This window comes from Deinococcus arcticus, from assembly GCF_003028415.1.
Taxonomy (GTDB): domain Bacteria; phylum Deinococcota; class Deinococci; order Deinococcales; family Deinococcaceae; genus Deinococcus; species Deinococcus arcticus.
Genome location: NZ_PYSV01000010.1, coordinates 132,443 through 149,559, shown reverse-complemented (window position 1 = coordinate 149,559; position 17,117 = coordinate 132,443). Strand labels below are relative to the sequence as shown.

Here is a 17,117-nt window from a genome sequence, read left to right as displayed (position 1 = left end):
CTTCGTCTCTTGACCTTCTGTTCTTCATCAGGACCTTTGCGGCCCTGTGATTCGCAATTTCTCGCTCGCTTCCATCGGTTGTCATGCACCTCGCCTCGCTTGAGGCTCAGAAAAGATACAGGTCATTCCGCTGCTTGTCAACACCCTGTCCTCAAGCTTCCTTTCGGTTGGCGCCTGGGGGCCCGTGGTAGCCTCTGCCCATGCAGCTCAACGTGGTGTTTTTTGCGCGTCTGAAGCGGGAAACTGGAATAGAGGGGCTGGCGTTGCACGTTCCGGAAGGCAGCGATGTCCGGGCAGTGGCCGCGCAGATAGAGGCGCAGCTGGGCGTGAGCCTGCGCGGCTGCATGGTGGCGGTCAATGAGCAGTACGCCCTGCCCGACACGGCGCTGAACCCAGGCGATGAGGTGGCCTTCCTGCCCCCTGTCGCAGGCGGTTCGGGTGAGGACGACTCCACCTGCTGCGGTGTCACCGACGAGCCGCTGAGCCTGGCCGCCGCAGACGCCTTTCTGGTCCGGCCGCTTTACGGCGCACAGGCCTACTTTGTGGGAACGGTGCGCAGCCCCAACGCGGGTAAGACGGTGCAGTGGATTGACTACGAGGGCTACGTGCCCCTGGCCCTGAACGTGATGCGTCATGCAGCGCAGGCTGCCCGCGAGCGCTTCGGTGACTTACGCCTCTATCTCTGGCACCGGGTGGGCCGCCTTCGCCCCGGCGAGGCCAGCATCCTGATCGGGGTGGCCAGTCCCCACCGCCGGGCTGCGCTGGAAGCGTGCGACTTCCTCATTGAACATCTGAAGGTGCATGTGCCGGTCTGGAAACACGAGCGTGACGACACCGGGGAGCACTGGGTGGCCGGACAGACAGCCCACGAGACGCTGTAGCCCTGGACTCCAATCAGCTCTCCCCGGCGCCCATCAACTGCTCCGTCTTTCCCTCTGTCCCCAGACATCTGCAAGGCCCTTTCGCTTGGATCAACGGGTCAGGATCACCTGCTCATACGGACTGCCGTACATTCCCCGACTCCGTCTCTGTTCCTGCTCTGCTCCGCAGTGCCGCGAGTCCCTCCGGTCGGAACGATGCCGTCACACATGAGGGAATTATTCGGAACTCGTATCAGGGGTATGGCCTCACCTCTGCCATGGGCACAGGCCCACAGCGCGCGGTCTCAGGATGAGCGCCTTTTCTGGGCCTGTTCGTGCAGGAAGTACGGCGAGGGCCCAAATTGACGGGCATGGGCCTCGAAAGCCAGATAGTAGCGGCCGGCCAGAAAGATCATCATTAGGGTAATTACGCCCAGCGAGGCGAGTTGCGGCCAGCCGGCGCTGCCCACGAGCAGGCCATTGAACACCGCGTGCAGAATCACGCTGACGGCCAGCCCCCGCACCACCCAGGCGCGGCCCCGTTGCCAGTGCAGCCCACCCAGCGCGTAGCCCTGCGGCGCACTGAACAGGGCGTGGGCCAGCGTGGCGAACACCGCGTGCCACGCCCCGGCGCCGCTGCCAAAACCCAGGGTATAGGTGACGTTTTCCATCAGGGCAAAGCCCAGGGCGGCGGTCACCGCGTAGACAAGGCCGTCCATGGGTTCGTCAAAGCTCAGCTCTGTGATGGCCGTGGTGGCAGCCACAAACTTGAATCCTTCTTCCAGCAGCGCCGTGAGCAGCAGCACCAGCGCAGCCACCAGCGGCAGAGGCGAGGCCAGCCAGTGCCCCAGACTGGCTTCGAAGGCTGCGGCGATCACCCAGGCCAGCATGCCCCAGGCGAAGGTGCGCGCCAGCAGCCACAGGGGTTCTGGGTGGCGGTCGCGCCGCACGAAAAACCACAGCCACGCGAAGGTCAGCGCCACCGACAGCAGCAGCGGCAGTGCCAGCGAGAGGCGCACCTCAGCGCGCCAGCAGCTGGGCGGCGCGGCTCTGCAGCGGCGCGCTGGCCAGGTGGGTCAGCGCCAGGGCCAGGGCGTCGGCGGCGTGGTTGTTGAACAGTTCGCGCACGCCCAGCGTCGCCTTGACCATGTAGATCACCTGCTCTTTCTCGGCGCGGCCGGTGCCCACCAGCGAGCGCTTGACCTGCATGGGGCCGTAGCTGTGCACCGGCACCCCCGCCTGGGCGCAGGCCAGTTGCACCACCCCGAACGCCTGCCCCACCTTGAAGGCCACATCCGCCTGCTTGCGCAGAATCTGGTCCTCGATGGCCACCGCGTCCGGGCGGTATTCGGCCAGCAGACGCGACAGTTCCTCGTGGATGTACTGCAGGCGCCGGGGCATGATCCAGGCACTTTCCGTGGTCAGGCACACGTGGTAGAGGTGCTGGGCCTTGCGGACATCACCCTCGACCAGCCCAAGGCCGAGGTTCGCCAGTCCAGGATCAATCCCAAGCACAATCACCCTGTCAGCATACGCGAAAGAGAAAGCAGCCAGGAAAAAACCCCCGCTGGGCGGGGGCAAACACAGAGGGGCAGGGGTTGCCCGGGACGATTACAGCCGGCTCTTGGGGTCGAAGGCGTCGCGCAGGCCGTCGCCCAGGAAGTTAAAGGCCAGCACCGTGATCAGGATAATCAGGCCCGGATACAGCGCGAGGTAGGGGTGTTCCAGCACCACTTCGTTGGCACGCGACAGCATGTTGCCCCAGGTGGACACAGGCGGCTGAATACCGAAGCCCAGGAACGACAGCGCCGCCTCGCCCAGGATGGCGCCGCCCACGGCCAGCGTGCCGTTCACGATGATCACAGCGATGATGTTCGGGGCAAGGTGACGGAACATGATGCGCGCGCTGCGGGCGCCCAGGGCACGGGCGGCGTCCACATATTCAAGGTTCTTGAGTTTCAGGACCTCGCCGCGCACCAGCCGCGCCGTGCCCATCCAGCCGAAGAAGGTAAACAGGCCCACGATGATAAAGACGCTGGCATTGGGGTATTCCCGCAGGCGCTGCAGCGTGGGGTTGTCGCTGGACAGCAGCAGGCCGCTGATGGTGAGCAGCAGGGGCAGCTCTGGAATGGAGAGCATGATCTCGATAAAGCGGCTGATCACGGTATCCACCCGGCCACTGAGAAATCCGGCCAGCAGACCCATCAGGGTGCCCAGCGCCACGCTGAACAGCGCAACGGTGAAGCCCACCAGCAGGCTAACGCGGCTGCCGTACACGATGCGCGAGAGCAGATCGCGGCCCAGTTCATCCTGCCCCAGCACATGCTGGGGGCCGGGCGGCGCAAAGAAACCCGTCAGGTCCTGTTCGTTGGGGTCGTAGGGGGCAATCCAGGGCGCGAAGATCGCCGTCAGAATCAGTAGGGCAATCACCACCAGGCTGACCATGGCAGCCTTGTGCTTGCGCAGGCGGCGCATGGCAATGCTCATGGTGGAACGGCTCTGGGCACGGGGCGGAGCAGCAGGAACAGTCGTGGTCATGGGCAGGTCCTCACGAGTACCGCACGCGGGGGTCAACCAGACCGTAAGCAAGGTCGGTCAGAAGCTGAAACACCACGGTCAGCAGGGCCAGCAGCATCAGGCAGACCATCACCACGTTGAAATCCTTGCTGACCAGGGCGTCCAGAATGGCCTTGCCCATCCCGGGCCAGGAGAACACGTTCTCGGTAATCACGGCGCCGCCGAACAGGCCGGGAATCGCCAGCCCCATCAGGGTCACGATGGGCGTGACCGCGTTGCGCAGCGCGTGCTTGTAGAGCACCCGGCGGTCGGCCAGCCCCTTGGCGCGGGCGGTGCGCACATAGTCCTGCGTGAGGGTTTCAAGCATGTTGGCGCGCATGAAGCGCAGGGTCACGGCGATCTCGCGCAGCATCAGAATCATCAGCGGCAGCAAGAGGTACTTGATCTTGTCCAGGGTCACGGCCAGCCAGCCCGCCTCTGGGGGCAGGTCGCCGCCCAGGCCGCCGGGCGGCAGCGCCACCAGCCCACCCGTGGCCTGCGGCAGAAAGATGGCAAAGAAATACATGGCCAGGGCGCCCACCCAGAACACCGGCGCGCTGACAGCCACAAAGGCGAAGAACGTCAGCACGTAGTCCAAGAGGGAATACTGGCGCACGGCACTGAAAATACCCAGCGGCACCGCAATAAGGGTGCTCAGCAGCAGGGCGGGAACAGTCAGCAGCAGGGTGTTGGGCAGGCGGTTCTGGAACACAAAGTCCAGGGCGGGAATACCGTGGTCCTGGGAGTATCCGAAATTACCAGTAACGGCCTCTTTGAGCCAGAAGAAATAGCGGGTGTACCAGGGCTGATCCAGGCCGTAAGCGGCCTTCAGGCGGGCAATGTCTTCGGGGGTGATGTTGCTGTTGCCAAACACCAGTTGATCCACCGGATCGCCCGGCTGCAGGGCAGTGAGCATAAAGATCAGCAGGCTGATGACCAGCAGCAGCGGAATCATCTGCAGAACGCGGCGAAGTGCGTAGGTTCCCATATGTGTCCTCTAAACGGTGGGCCGGGGCCCAAGAAAGGCGGGAAGCGCCGCCGCAGTGGCGAGGCTTCCCGCTCCGGGTGGCCGGGGGCACGCAGGCGGTGCCTGGGCGCCCCCGGCAGAACCGGCTTACTTCTGCTTGTACTCCTCGGCGGCGCCTCTGGAGGCCCAGCCGATCTTGGCCGAGTTCCAGCTGGGGTACAGGGTGTAGGCGCTGAAGGTGTAGTTCACCAGACCCGGCACCTTGGTGTACACGTTCACGCGGTAGTACAGCGGCAGGGCCGGCACCTCGCTGTTCCAGATGGCCTGCATGCGGTCAAAGAGCTTGATGCGGTCCGCGAGGTTGAATTCCACCTGCGCCTGCTTGTGCAGGCGGTTGTACTCGGCGTTGTTCCAGCCCGCGTTGTTCTGGCCGGCGTAGCCGTTGGCGGCGGTGGGAATGCCCTCGCCCTTGAACAGGTTGCCTTCTTCAAAGATGGGGTTGCCGGTCCAGGCATACATGGCCAGGTCCCACTTGCCTTCCTGGCCCTTGCTCAGGAAGTCGGGGCCGAAGAACACGCTCGACGGGTAGTTCTGGATGTTCACCTGCACGCCCACCTGCTTCCACTGGGCCTGCAGAATCTGCTGCACGCGCTCGCGCACGGTGTTGCCAGCGGTGGTGCCGAAGTTCAGGCTGAGCTTCTTGCCACCCTTTTGCAGGATGCCGTCCGGGCCGGGGGTCCAGCCCAGGGCGGCGAACAGCTGCCGGGCGCGCGCCGGGTTGTAGTTGTAGTCGTTGACATCCTTCTTGTACAGCTTGGAAATGGGGTTGACCCAGCTGTTGGACACTGCCTGACGGCCCTGGAACAGCGCCTTGGTCAGGGCGTCGCGATCAATGGCGTACAGCAGCGCCTGACGCATGCGGGGGTCGTCCAGGTCCAGATCCTTGGCCTTCTGGCCCCGGGTGTTCACGTCAATGTGCTCCCACACCGCGCCGGGCACGAAGTAGGTCTTGTACTTGCCGCGCTCGGTGCGGGCGAGGTCCACGCCCTGGTCGAAGGTGAGGCCCACGGCGCTCACCGCGTCCAGCTGACCGGACAGGATGTTCACCTTCAGGGTGTTGGTGTTGGGGATGAAGCGGTAGGTGACGGTCTGGATGTACTTCTCCTGATCCTTGGGGTGCATCCAGTAGTTGGGGTTGCGGGTGAGGGTCAGGCTGTTGCCGCTGCGCCACGCCGTGGGGCGGAAGGGGCCGGCCACCACCTTGGGCAGGTTGCGCGCCGTGGTGTAGCTGGAGATGAACTTCTTCCACTCCTCGTTGACCACCTTGGCGTCTTTCTCGTTTTTCGTCTTGGCGTCAAAGGCGTTCCAGGCGGCGCCCATCACGTGGCTGGGGGCCAGGCCGGGGCTGGTCTGGTCCGCAAACAGGTACGGGGGCTCGTAGGTGATGGTGAAGGTGTCGCCATCCGCCACTGAGATCTTGGCGCGGTTCCAGGGCGAGCGGTCGGGCACCGGCACACGGTCGTCGTTGACCAGGCGGTGCCAGAACTGGAAGTCAGCCACCTTGATGGGCGTGCCGTCGCTCCACTTGGCATCCTTGCGAATGGTGTAGGTCACGGAGTTGCGCACCACGTCGCCCGCCGCATTCCTGACAATCTTGTAATCGCCGTTGGCAATGCTGGGCACGCGGGTGGCAATGTCCGCATAGGGCTCGCCGTCGTCATCCAGGCCAATCAGGGCGGCGCCCATGTAGCCGTTGATCTCGCTGGTAATGGCGAGGTTGTTGGTGTTCCAGGGATCGTAGATGTTTGGCGGTTCCTGCGACGTGCCCACCACGAGGCTGTTGTTGGCTGGGCCCGCCAGAGCGGCGCCAAGCAGGAATGCGGTCAATGCCAAGGTCTTCTTCATATGAGCCTCCGGTCCAGCGGGCAGCACTGCTTTCCCTATGTGATGATGAAAGTCAGTATAAGGCCCGCTGAAGGCGCGTCAAGAAGAACTCGGGTCAGCGCCTGCCGGGGCTGTGCCTGGGGCGACCGCGCCCAACCAGAAAAGCCGGCCAGAGAATCTCCCTGACCGGCCCACGCTGGTGTTCGTGACTGCCTGTTAGTGGCTGCCGCAGCCGCTGCTGCCCTCGCTGTCAGGCGACTGACTGCCGTCGGTACGGAACGAGGAGCCGCAACCGCAGGCCGACGTGGCGTTGGGGTTGTTCACGGTGAAGCCACCGCCCATCATGTTCTCCACGAAATCCACCTCGCTGCCGCGCAGGAGGGGCAGGCTCATGCGGTCAACCAGCAGCTTCACACCCCGGTCGTACACGATGGTGTCGCCGTCCAGCTCGCGGTCATCAATGGCCATGCCGTACTGATAGCCGCTGCAACCGCCGCTCTTGATAAACACGCGCACGCCCGCGTTTTCCTTGCCGCTGCTGGCCAGGATGCTCAGGGCCTTTTGCGCACCAAATTCGCTGATGCTGATGTCATGGGCAGGCACGCTGCCGGTGTGTTCGGGAGTAGTGGTCGCCGTCATGCGTGAAGCGTAACACCATTGGAGAAATAAAAACGTGCGTGGAAAGCAAAGTCGGAGCGGACCGGCTGGGCGCCAGACGTGAGGTTCATCTGCACCGAACAGCGCCGCCGCGCGCTGAACAGGGGCAGCGCCGCTTACATTCCTTGAGCGTCCTCCTGTTAAGATAGACCCATGACGAACCCCTACGCCGAGTGGTTCGAGCAGCTCCGCAGCGAATACGGGGAGCAGCTCCGCGCCATGCCCCTCCCCGACGGTCTGCCCGAGCATCTGCGCCAGCTGATCAGCGCGCACGACGAGGACGCCATTCAGTTCATGATCAAGCTGGCGTGGCAATTCGGCGCCCAGGTCGGTTACGCCGCTGGCAGCCGTGAAGGCGTGTCGCCGGCCCTCAAGATCAACCCCAACCGCGTTGAGGCTTAAATCTTCTCTGCCCCGCCGCTCCCGCCCCGTGTGTGGAGCGGTGTTCAGTTGGTCGGCTGGCGAGCCTGGGCCCAGCAGCCCAATTCTGGCTCGGGGCTGGGCAGCAGGCCGAGGGCCATCAGTTCCTCCAACACCACGGCAGCGAACGCCGCGAGGCTGGCCGGATCAGGCACCTCATCCGTTGCCAAACCCAGGCGGCGGGCTTCGGTAGCCAGATGACGCGCCAGATCGTTCATGGGCCCAGTCAAGCACAGCCAGCGCTGACGATGGGGTAGCTGCCAAGAGAAGCCGCCCTGGCGAGATCACCAGGGCGGCCGGGAAAAGGCGGGTTCAGTCGTCCGCGTGGGCGTGGGCCAGTGCGTCACGCTCGTCGGCTTCGCGCAGGGCACGGATGCCGCGCACGATGCCCAGGGTAGCGAAGTAGCTCACGAGCGGTACGCCGATGGTCAGAATCCAGAGGATCGTGTTGGCGCTGGCTTCAGGCAGCAGGCCACTCTGAACCAGTTCCACCTTATAACCGGCCACTGACAGCACGATCATCATGGCCATGAATGCCACGCCAGCTGCCAGCCGCACCGGGTGGTTGGTGGGGTTCTCGGCGTAGTACTGGTTATCCTTGGCGCGGTCCAGCATGGGTACCGCGAACATGGCGCCAATAATCAGGCCCGGGAAGACCATGGCGCCCACGAATTCGGCGCTGATAATGCCGCCCAGAACTTCCAACTCGAAGCCAGGAATAATGGCCAGAGCGCCGAACACCCACAGCAGATACCAGTCAGGCTTGATGCCACTGATGGGCTGTGCGCTGGGCGGCCCGTAGTGCTCAATAGGATGCACGGGAATAAAGGCCGAGAACAGCACGACCAGGCCCGTGAACAGCAGGACCAGCAGCAGCATGATGGGCGTTTGCTGCGTGCTCAGTGGCACCCCTACAATCTTCTTGTAGGCAATGCGCTTGGCGTACTGCGGCTGGGTGTGCTTCTGCTTGATCATGATCAGCATGTGGGCACCCGTCAGGGCCAGCAGAATGCCAGGTAGCAGCATGATGTGGTAGCCATAAATACGGGGGATGATGCCCTCGCCCGGAAAACGACCCGCGAAGGCTGCCTGCGCCAGCCAGTCGCCCACCCAGGGCACAGATTTCACGATGGCGTAAATCACGCTTACCGTGTTGTAGGCGTAGTTGTCATAGGGCAGGATGTAGCCAGTCACAGCGGTCAGGGCGGCAAAGATCAGCAGCAGCATGCCAATCCACCAGTTGATTTCGCGGGGCTTCTTGAATGCACCTGTGAAGTACACGCGCATCATGTGAATCACGGCCGCCGCCACCATGATGTTTGCCATCCAGTGGTGAATGCGGCGCAACATGTCACCAAAGGGCATCGCGTTGATTTTCAGCGCAGAGTGGTAGGCCGCTGGAATCATGTTGGGCTCTGCCCGCGTGCCTGGGTCGAATGAATTTACCACTGGAGAGTTGCTCGGCTCATAAGACAGCGCCAGCAAGATACCGGTGATAATCAGGACGATCAGACTGAACAGCGTGATCTCACCCAGAAAGAACGAGTGATGCACGGGGAAGGCTTTGCGCAGGAACTTGTCGTTCAGGCGCGAGATATGCAGACGATCATCCAGCCACTGGTTCATCCCAAGATCTCCTTCACCCGCTGCAGATATGTTTCCCAGTCCAAGTTATTCAGAAAGCCGAACGGTGCAGACACAAAGGTTTCAGTGACCACGAGTCGGTCGCCCTCTACCTTGATCGGCAACTGTGGCATGGCGCGGGGAGGTGGCCCACCTATCACCTTGCAACCCTGCAGAGGATCGTAAAGCCCAGAGTGGCAGCTGCAGAACAGCTTGCTGGTGTCTTTGGCATAGTTTTCCGGGCTGCAACCAGCATGGGTGCATTTGTTGGAATACACGACGATGCCGTCTTCCGCGATCCCTTCCAGCTTGAGTTCAACGTGCTCGCCTTCTCCCGGCACCTTGAAGCTGTCCTTGCGAAACCGCTGAACCCCTACCAGATTGTTGGGCTCGGCCTTTCGAATGACATCATTACCATCTTGGTCTTTGCCCATGGGCCAAGCCTGAATCACCCGGTCGGTAATCTCCGAAGGGCGGATAATCTGCCCCTCCTTGGCCGCTGTGGCATGCACCAGGATGTCGCCGGCACGCGGCGGCGCCTTGTCTGGCGTGATACGTAAGACAGGTTTGGCACCGCCCAGGGCACTCACTAGGCCTAGCGTGCCCACAGCGGCCGCCCCACCCATGGCCGCGTTTACGAAGCGGCGGCGCGTCATTTCCGGGTCTTGTTTCTTGTAACGGGTCATGTCTCTACCTCTCTTACCAGGGGAATTCGCCGCTGGCGTCTTCAACGAGCACTTCGCCGTCCATGAAGAACTTCTTGTACAGCGCGATGCTGGCCGCCAGCATCAGCAGGATCATGGCCGCGTAGAAGCCTTCCATCGTGACATTGGGCATCACGGGTTCCTTGGCCGCCCAGCCCGCAAAGTCGGTGATCATCTGGCGCACGAACAGAATGCTGAACAGTACGGTCAGGCCCAGGGTCGTGATGATGCCCAGGGTTGCCAGGGGCGTGGAACGGACCTTGTGAATGCCGGGGTGCAGTTCCTGCCCTTCAGCCCACACGCTGTACAGCCCGATCAGGCCATACGTCAGCAACACCATGACGAAGGTGGCCAGGAAGATCTCGGGCAACTTCAGATCCTCGGGAACGAAGCGGCTGCGATTTTTCAGGACCGCCGGGTCAATCTTGCTCTGGCTGGCCTGGATAACTGCGGGGGTCAGCGGCTCCTCAATCTTGTTGCCCCAGGAGTTCAGGACGTAGTTGGCCACCGCAAAGACCTGACTTTCATTCAGCTGAGTCTGCGCGGGCATTGTGCCTTTGCCCTTCACGATGACGTTGTAGACGTAAGCCGGGTCCTTGACGATCTTGGTATTTCCTGCCAGAGCTGGGCCCAACCCACCTTGGCCCTCTGCGCCGTGGCACCCAGCACAAGAACCGTTGCTATAAACATCTTTACCGACAGTCGGCCACTCCTGACTGATCTTGGCTGCCGCCGCCGGGTCAATCGTCACCGGCTTGGGCGCTGTTTCCTTGTTGAACAAGAACAGCAGGATAATCCACATAATGGCCGCACAGACGATGGCGACCCAGGGCATGACAGCGTCGTTTCTTTCCACGTTCCCTCTCCCTCAGCGTGAAGTGGCCTGTACAGTTCCGCTCCGCTTGGCGGACGGGAAAACCTGCGCTCAACTGGCCTAATGCGGGTCAGCATACCACGCGCCGAACACGCGCCCAGCCGCGCTCTCCAGGCAGAAAGCAGGGCTCTGGCACCCTGCATGATGCGCCTGACCGAGCGGTTAAATGTCCCCCCCTGACCCCACCTGCCCCAGTTCGGCCAGCAGGGGCCACAGGGCGGCGGCCAGGGCCAGGACATCGCGGTTTTCCGGGTGTTCGCGGGGGTCGCCGCCGTCCCGGGACAGCAGGGCCACCAGGAGGGGCCGGGGGGTCCAGAGCACGCCCACATCGTGGCGAACACCCAGCAATTCGCCGCTCTTGCTGGCCACGCGGAAGCGCAGCTGGCCTTCCTCATCGCGCGGAAGGCGGCGGCCAATCAGGTCGCGGTACTGCTGGCGCTCCAGAATGCTCAGGGCCAGCGCCGTGTGTGTGGGGTCCAGCCACTCGCCCGCCACCAGGGCGCGCAGCACCTCGGTCTGGTCGCGGGCGGTGGTGGCATTACGCTCGCCCCGGCGCTGGGCCTCGTTCTGCAGGTGCGGCGGGCGCTGCAAGGGGCCCACCAGTCGGGTGCCGCCCAGGCCGTGGGCGGCCAGCCAGTCGTTCACCGCCTCCAGTCCCAGCGCTTCAATCACCATATTCGTGGCGGTGTTGTCGCTCACTACGATCATCAGGGTCAGCACGTCCTGCCACGTGAGGGCGAGGCCCGGGGCCAGTTCGTGCAGCACCCCGGCGCCCCCGGCGCGGTCTTCGGCCGTCATGGTCACGCGGCCATGCAGGGGCAGCCGGCCGGTCTGCGCCGCCTGCAGCGCCATCACCAAGAGGGGCACCTTGATGGTGCTGGCGGCCGGAAACACCTCGTCGGCCCCGGTGGCCACCAGTTCAGTGCCGTCCAGGGCACAGACCCGCAGCCCCACGCGGCCGGGAAAACCGGCCCCACGCAGCCGCTCGTGGAAGGCCGCCAGCCCACCCAGCACAGTCAGTCCTCCGGCCACGACAACCCCGAAAGCGCTGCAAACGGATGGGCCGTGCCCACCGGGCGCAGGGTGCAAAACGGCAGCGTGCCTTCCGGCTCGACCCGGTGCAGGCAACCGGGGCACTCTGGAAACGCCTGCTCGGTATAGGCGAGATCCGGCTCCGCGCTGGGCAGGCTCCACTCGCGGCCACAGCCGGCCTGAAAGGTGACGGGGGCGGCGGCCGGCGGGCGCACGTGGCGGTTCTGTGGGCCCTTTCTACTCAAGGTTGGCAATGCCCTCGCGAATGGCGTACAGCGCCGCCTGGGTGCGGTTGTTCAGCTGCAGCTTGGTAAAGATTTCCGAGAGGCGGTTGCGCACCGTCTTCTCGCTGATGTCCAGGCGCAGGGCGATGTCCTGGTTGGAAAAGCCCTGGGCCAGCAGCTTGAGGATCATGGTTTCACGCTCGTTCAGGTCGGCGTGCTTCTCGCTGGGCAACTCCTCGCGCTTGTCGCGGAAGTCGTCGAGCACGTTCTGGGCCATGTCGGCGTCCAGGAGCGCCTCGCCGGCCGCCACCCGGCGAATCACGTCCAGCAGGGTGGTGGCGTCGGCGTCCTTGAGCACGTAGCCGCGCGCGCCAGCCTTGACTGCCTCGAACACATAGCGGTCCTGGCGGTACATGGTGATCATGATGACCCGGGCCTGCGGGTCAATTTCCAGAATGCTCTGGGTGGCTTTCACGCCGTCCAGATCGGGCATCTGAATGTCCATCAGGATCACGTCGGGGTGGGTGTCGGCGGCGTAGCGGATGGCCTCGCGGCCATTGGCGGCTTCGCCAATCACGCGCATGCCCTCGCTTTCAAGCAGGCTGCGCAGTCCCTGGCGGAACAGCGCGTGGTCATCCACGAGCAGAACGCGAATCATGGCCCCAGTGTAGGGCAGCCCCCGGGCCCACACCGTGGCAAAGGCGGGCAGGAATTTGTAAGCGCGCCCCCTGTACACTGGCAGGGTGATCACGTGGTTTGATGCGCTGCTGGTGACCCTGTGGGCTGTGTTGACGGCCCTGGGCGCGCGGCGCGGGCTGGCGGGGCTGGCCTGGGGCGCCGGGGGGCTGGCCGCCTGCTTTCTGGCCAATGCCCTGGTGGACAGCCCGGCGGCCGCGCTGCTGGCGGCCCTGCTGGGCGTGGGCGTGGCAGTGGCGACCCTGCGCCTGATTCCCACGCCGCTGGAGCACCCCTGGCACCTGGGCGCGGGGGCGCTGGGCGGCTTTCTGCTGGGCGGCGCCCTGATCTCGGCGCTGGCGCTGGGCTTTCCGCTGGACGTGAAGGTGGGCACCCAGGGCACGCGCGCCGTGTATCCGTCGGCCAGCCTGCAGCCAGCGCTGTACCGCGCCGTACGCGATTCGGCCCTGCAGGGCAGCCTGCGCAGCGTGTGGGGCAGCAGCCCCGCCCTGAAGACTCTGCTCATTCCCGACCAGACCCGCCCCCGCTGAGCCCCCGGCGTTGAGCGCCGTCACCCGGCCTGGGGCTCCTCAGCCTGGGGCGCAGGTGTTTCGGCGTGGGGCGTGGCGCGCTGGCTGAGCACCGTGGCAACCACCACCAGCACGCCCCCCAGGGCCCCGCGCAGCCCCACCTGCTCGCGCAGCAGCGCGTAACTGAAGGCGGTGGCGGTCACCGGTTCCAGGGCGTAGATCAGGCTGGCCTCGGCGGCGCTGACGTGGCGCTGGCCCACCGTTTGCAGCAGGGTGGTGACCGCTGTGGCGGCCACGCCCAGGTACAGCAGCGGCGCCCAGGCGTCGGGGGGCGGCAGCACGGTGGCCGGGGCGCTCAGCAGCGCCCACCCCCAGGCCAGGCCTGTCACGCTGAGCACCTGCGCGGCCGTGAAGGGCAGGGCCGCGTGGCGGTGCGCCGTGCCCTCCAGCGCCACGATGAACCCGGCGTAGGTGACGGCGCAGGCCAGCGCCCAGGCGTCGCCCACCACCCAGGCGCCGCCCTCCCAGGACAGCAGGCCCAGCCCCGCCACCGCCAGCGGCAGCGCCGCCCACAGGGTCAGCGGCAGGCGGCGGCGCTGGGCCAGGGCCAGCCACAGCGGCACCAGCACCACGCTCAGGGCCGTGAAAAAGGCTGCGCGGTTGGCGGTGGTGGTCTGCAGGGCGATGGTCTGGGTGCCGTAACCCGCAATCAGCCACGCGCCCAGCATCAGACCGTCGCGCCACAGGGGGTGGGCGGGGACTGGCAGGGTCCGGGGCGTACGCGGGCGCCACAGCAGCAGTGGCAGCAGGGCCACGGCCGCAATGGAAAAGCGCCACGCGATCAGCAGCGGCGCGCTCAGGCTCTCGCCCAGCGTCTTGACCACAGCGAACGTGCTGCCCCACAGGCAGGTGACCAGCAGCAGAAGCAGCGCGCCGCGCGCACGGGCAGACATGGGCGGCAGTCTAGACCAGCGTGGACCGGGGGCTGGGGTCTATGTATTCAGGTGACGGTACAGGGCCGCCCCCGTGCCCACCGCTCCCGCCACAAACACCAGCAGCAGGGCGTACAGCGGCGCGTCCTGGGTCAGGAGCAGCACCAGCAGGGCCATGGTCAGCCCCTCACCCAGCAGTCCCGGCACCGAAAGTCGGGGCAGGGCCCGGCCCAGCGCCAGCACACTCAGGGGGGCCAGCACACAGGCCAGCAGGGTGACCAGCCAGAGGGTCCAGGGCATGGGGGCAGTGTAGAGCGGCTGCACCCACAGAGCAGGGAATAGAGTCCAGAACAGCCACCAGGAGCTCAGAAGTGGGCGGTTGACCCGGAAGCTGGGCCCGGCACTCCGCCGCATACGGACGGCCGTCCATGTCCGGAACATCCGGGAAGAAGGGGGATGTTTCCTGCCTTCGGCTGGGGGCAGTCCAATGCCCGGACCGCCGTCTTTTTTCCTGCGCCGCCGCTCTGCGCGTCCCTCAGGTCAGAACAATCCCGTCACGCATGACGGGATGTTTCGGAAGTCGTCTCAGTCGAGCGGTTCCAGTTCATTCACCGGCCCCTCGCCCTCCTCGCCCGAATCGTCAAAGCCATCGGCAGGCAGGGGCTCGGGGTCTTCCGGTGCCTCCAGGGCAGGGTCGGTTGGCGGCTCGGGCAGCGGTTCTGGTTCGGGCACCGGCGCCGGCTCGGGCAGCGGTTGAGGCTGCGGGTCCGGCTCGGTGGGTGGGGGCGGGGTCACAGGCACGGCGGGGTCAGGCTCGGCGGGCACGGGGTCCTGCGGCGCGGCGGGGTCCTCGGGCAGGGGGGTGGGGTCAGGCGGGGGTTCTTCAGGCAGGGGCGCCGGTTCAGGTTCCGGGGCCGCCGGGGTGGGCTCGGGCTGGGGGACGGGCTGGGGTTCGGGTTCGGGCGGTGCCGGGGCCGGCTGGGGAGCGCGGCGGCCAAAGAAGCCGCCCTGGGCTCCGCTGCCGTCGCGCGCCACCGGGGGATCGTCGCCCTCGCCAGCGCGAAAAGCCATGTTCACCTGCCGCACCACGCGGTACTCAATGCCCTCTGGCTCGCGGAATGAGGCGGCGGGCTGGCCCTGCAGCGCCCCGGCCACCGCCTGCTGCCACACCGGCGTGGGCACGTCGCCACTGGTGGCCCAGGCCGGCAGCGCGCCGCCCTCCTGCCGGCCCACCCACACCGCCCCGGCCACGGTGGGCGTGACCCCCGCAAACCACAGGTCCTTGATGTCGTTGGTGGTGCCGGTCTTGCCGCCCACAGGCCACCCCGGAATGCGGGCGCGGGTGGCCAGTCCGCCCTGCGGAGCTGAAAGGTCATTGACCACGCCGCGCAGCATGTCCAGCCCCAGCCACGCCGTGCGGGTATCCCAGACCCGCTTCGCCACCGGGGCGGGACGGGTGTACAGCAGCTTGCCGCGCGCGTCTTCTACCTTGCGCACCAGCGTGGGCTCGTAATACAGCCCGCCGTTGGCGAAGGTGGCGTAGGCCGCCGCCATCTGCAGGGGGCTGGCCTCCAGGGTGCCGATGCTGAGGGGCAACCCGGCGTTGGCCGGTGGGGTAAGGTTCAGCTCGCGCAGCTTGGCCTCAAAGGTGTTCAGGCCCAGTTCCTGGGCCATGCGCACCGTCGGGAGGTTCAGCGAGTGGTCCAGCGAGTAGCGCAGGGTCACGTAGCGCCCGGTCCAGCGGCGGTTGTAGTTCATGGGCTGGTAGTCGCCGCGAATGGGCGCGTCCAGCACGGTGTCGCTCTGCTTCCAGCCCTTTTCCAGGGCCAGGGCGTACAGCAGCGGCTTGATCGAGCTGCCCACCTGCCGCCGGGCCTGGGTGGCGTTGTTCCAGTCGCCGGGGCGCCCGCCCGTCAGCTTCTGGCCCACCAGCGCCAGCACCTCGCCGCTGTCGGGCCGCACCAGGGCCACGCCCAGGGTGGCGCCGCCGGGCAGCCGGGCGTCCTTGCTGGCCTGTTCGGCGGCGGCCTGCGCCTGGGCACTCATGCCGGTATAGATGCGCCCGCCGCCATACAGCGCCTTGCGCCCAATGACCGGCAGCAGTTCCTTTTCCACCGCCTGCAGGTAGGAGAAGTTGGCGTAGTTGCCTGCGCCTTCCAGCCGCTTCAGGTTCTCGTCCAGCCGCTCCGGGCGCTCCAGGGTGGCCGAGCGCAGCGTGCCGTCGGCGTTCCAGCCGATGCGCCAGCCTGCCGGGTAGATGGGCGTTTTCCAGGCGGCGTCGGCCTCGGCCTGGGTGATCTGGCCGTCCTCGACCATCCGGGCCATCAGGTTCTTCATCAGGGGGCGGTACGCCTTGAAATCCTTGTAGCGGCGGTTGGGCGCCGGAATGATGGTCGCCAGATACACGCTTTCGGCCAGATTCAGCTCCGAGGCGCTCTTGCGGAAATACGCATGCGCCGCGCCCCCCGCACCGATGATGTCGCGGCTGCCCCCATCGCCCCAGTAGATAACATTCAGGTAGGCGTTCAGAATCTGGCCCTTCTCGAAGTTGCGCTCCAGCTGATAGGCCAGCACCGCTTCCTTGAACTTACGCTCGGGGGTGCGGGCGCCTTCCAGATCGTCGAGCAGCGTGTTTTTCACGACCTGCTGCGTGATGGAGCTGCCGCCTTCCAGGTCATTCTGCAGCAGGCCCTTGAGGAGGCCGCGCGCGATCCCAATGGCGTCCACGCCGCTGTGCTGGTAAAAGCGTCGGTCCTCGCTGGTCACCACAGCCTTTTGCAGCCACGGGCTGATCTGTGAGGCTTTGAGCAGATTGCGGTTCACGCTGCCCCCGCTGCTGAGGCTGGGGGTCAGGGTGCCCACCAGGGTGCCGGCGCGGTCGTACACCCGCGTCTGGCCGCTGAATTCCAGCACGTCCAGGTCCGAGACGCTGGGCAGGTCGCGGCCCCAGGTGTACCACAGCCCCCCGGCGCCCGCTGCACCTGCGAGCAGCAGCGCGGCCAGTCCATTGAAAACCCTCATCCGGGTCACTGTACCCGCTTCCGGTGAGCGCTGATGGGCACGGCGTCACGGACAGGGGCGCGGGGCGGGGCCGTCATGCGGGGCAGTCTGCCACGCCGCCCACAGGCCCCTCATCCCCCCAAAGCATGAGCGGGGCTTGATGGAACGCCCCGGGTCGC

General features: G+C 65.7%; 19 protein-coding genes. 3 read left to right on the top strand and 16 right to left on the bottom strand.

The genetic code is table 11. The annotated features are described in order from the left end of the window. Window positions 1–200: 200 nt before the first annotated feature. Window positions 201–881 (top strand): molybdenum cofactor biosynthesis protein MoaE, encoded by a 681-nt coding sequence (locus tag C8263_RS11730; RefSeq protein ID WP_107138303.1) that lies wholly within the window; start codon window positions 201–203, stop codon window positions 879–881. Between the two features lie 284 nt (window positions 882–1,165). On the opposite strand, the gene C8263_RS11725 is transcribed toward C8263_RS11730, so the two are convergent. The 6 genes from C8263_RS11725 to C8263_RS11700 all read right to left on the bottom strand — a co-directional run bounded on the left by C8263_RS11725 (window position 1,166) and on the right by C8263_RS11700 (window position 6,906). Further along, window positions 1,166–1,879, bottom strand: a complete 714-nt coding sequence (locus C8263_RS11725; protein ID WP_233218783.1) for a PrsW family intramembrane metalloprotease — start codon at window positions 1,877–1,879, stop codon at window positions 1,166–1,168. 1 nt (window position 1,880) lies between these two features. After that, complete coding sequence (gene ruvC, locus C8263_RS11720) at window positions 1,881–2,381, bottom strand: crossover junction endodeoxyribonuclease RuvC (RefSeq protein WP_107138302.1); 501 nt, start codon at window positions 2,379–2,381, stop codon at window positions 1,881–1,883. Between the two features lie 90 nt (window positions 2,382–2,471). Beyond that, window positions 2,472–3,398, bottom strand: a complete 927-nt coding sequence (locus tag C8263_RS11715; protein WP_107138301.1) for an ABC transporter permease — start codon at window positions 3,396–3,398, stop codon at window positions 2,472–2,474. 10 nt (window positions 3,399–3,408) lie between these two features. Further along, entirely contained in the window at window positions 3,409–4,404 is a 996-nt protein-coding gene (locus C8263_RS11710; RefSeq protein ID WP_107138300.1) for an ABC transporter permease, read from the bottom strand. A gap of 126 nt (window positions 4,405–4,530) precedes the next feature. Continuing rightward, entirely contained in the window at window positions 4,531–6,288 is a 1,758-nt protein-coding gene (locus C8263_RS11705; RefSeq protein ID WP_107138299.1) for a peptide ABC transporter substrate-binding protein, read from the bottom strand. Between the two features lie 195 nt (window positions 6,289–6,483). Continuing rightward, the gene (locus C8263_RS11700; RefSeq protein ID WP_107138298.1) at window positions 6,484–6,906 is read right to left on the bottom strand and encodes a HesB/IscA family protein; all 423 of its coding nucleotides are present in this window, start codon (window positions 6,904–6,906) and stop codon (window positions 6,484–6,486) included. A gap of 171 nt (window positions 6,907–7,077) precedes the next feature. On the opposite strand from C8263_RS11700, the gene C8263_RS11695 reads away from it, so the two are divergent. Beyond that, window positions 7,078–7,326 (top strand): DdrH, encoded by a 249-nt coding sequence (locus C8263_RS11695; protein WP_107138297.1) that lies wholly within the window; start codon window positions 7,078–7,080, stop codon window positions 7,324–7,326. A 44-nt stretch (window positions 7,327–7,370) separates the two neighbouring features. On the opposite strand, the gene C8263_RS11690 is transcribed toward C8263_RS11695, so the two are convergent. The 7 genes from C8263_RS11690 to C8263_RS11660 all read right to left on the bottom strand — a co-directional run bounded on the left by C8263_RS11690 (window position 7,371) and on the right by C8263_RS11660 (window position 12,459). After that, on the bottom strand, window positions 7,371–7,562 hold the full coding sequence (locus C8263_RS11690; protein ID WP_107138296.1) for a hypothetical protein: 192 nt from the start codon (window positions 7,560–7,562) through the stop codon (window positions 7,371–7,373). Between the two features lie 94 nt (window positions 7,563–7,656). Beyond that, on the bottom strand, window positions 7,657–8,970 hold the full coding sequence (locus C8263_RS11685) for a cytochrome b (RefSeq protein ID WP_107138295.1): 1,314 nt from the start codon (window positions 8,968–8,970) through the stop codon (window positions 7,657–7,659). After that, window positions 8,967–9,653, bottom strand: a complete 687-nt coding sequence (locus C8263_RS11680; RefSeq protein ID WP_107138294.1) for a Rieske (2Fe-2S) protein — start codon at window positions 9,651–9,653, stop codon at window positions 8,967–8,969. Before C8263_RS11680 ends, C8263_RS11685 begins: the two co-directional genes overlap by 4 nt. 13 nt (window positions 9,654–9,666) lie before the next feature. After that, window positions 9,667–10,527, bottom strand: coding sequence for a c-type cytochrome (locus C8263_RS11675; RefSeq protein WP_199188387.1), 861 nt, complete (start codon window positions 10,525–10,527; stop codon window positions 9,667–9,669). A 180-nt stretch (window positions 10,528–10,707) separates the two neighbouring features. Then, entirely contained in the window at window positions 10,708–11,577 is an 870-nt protein-coding gene (locus C8263_RS11670) for a serine hydrolase (RefSeq protein WP_233218782.1), read from the bottom strand. Next, on the bottom strand, window positions 11,562–11,792 hold the full coding sequence (locus C8263_RS11665; protein WP_233218781.1) for a hypothetical protein: 231 nt from the start codon (window positions 11,790–11,792) through the stop codon (window positions 11,562–11,564). Before C8263_RS11665 ends, C8263_RS11670 begins: the two co-directional genes overlap by 16 nt. 22 nt (window positions 11,793–11,814) lie before the next feature. Continuing rightward, on the bottom strand, window positions 11,815–12,459 hold the full coding sequence (locus C8263_RS11660) for a response regulator transcription factor (RefSeq protein WP_107138320.1): 645 nt from the start codon (window positions 12,457–12,459) through the stop codon (window positions 11,815–11,817). 85 nt (window positions 12,460–12,544) lie between these two features. Between C8263_RS11660 and C8263_RS11655 the strand changes: the two genes are divergently transcribed. Beyond that, window positions 12,545–13,027: a hypothetical protein gene (locus C8263_RS11655; protein WP_332888944.1), complete on the top strand. Its 483-nt coding sequence runs from the start codon at window positions 12,545–12,547 to the stop codon at window positions 13,025–13,027. Between the two features lie 20 nt (window positions 13,028–13,047). On the opposite strand, the gene C8263_RS11650 is transcribed toward C8263_RS11655, so the two are convergent. The 3 genes from C8263_RS11650 to C8263_RS11640 all read right to left on the bottom strand — a co-directional run bounded on the left by C8263_RS11650 (window position 13,048) and on the right by C8263_RS11640 (window position 16,959). Beyond that, a complete protein-coding gene (locus C8263_RS11650; protein ID WP_107138290.1) occupies window positions 13,048–13,959 on the bottom strand; it encodes a DMT family transporter in 912 nt (303 codons plus the stop codon). 39 nt (window positions 13,960–13,998) lie between these two features. Beyond that, on the bottom strand, window positions 13,999–14,238 hold the full coding sequence (locus C8263_RS11645; RefSeq protein WP_146160664.1) for a hypothetical protein: 240 nt from the start codon (window positions 14,236–14,238) through the stop codon (window positions 13,999–14,001). Between the two features lie 285 nt (window positions 14,239–14,523). Continuing rightward, window positions 14,524–16,959 (bottom strand): transglycosylase domain-containing protein, encoded by a 2,436-nt coding sequence (locus tag C8263_RS11640; protein ID WP_107138288.1) that lies wholly within the window; start codon window positions 16,957–16,959, stop codon window positions 14,524–14,526. Between the last annotated feature and the right edge of the window lie 158 nt (window positions 16,960–17,117).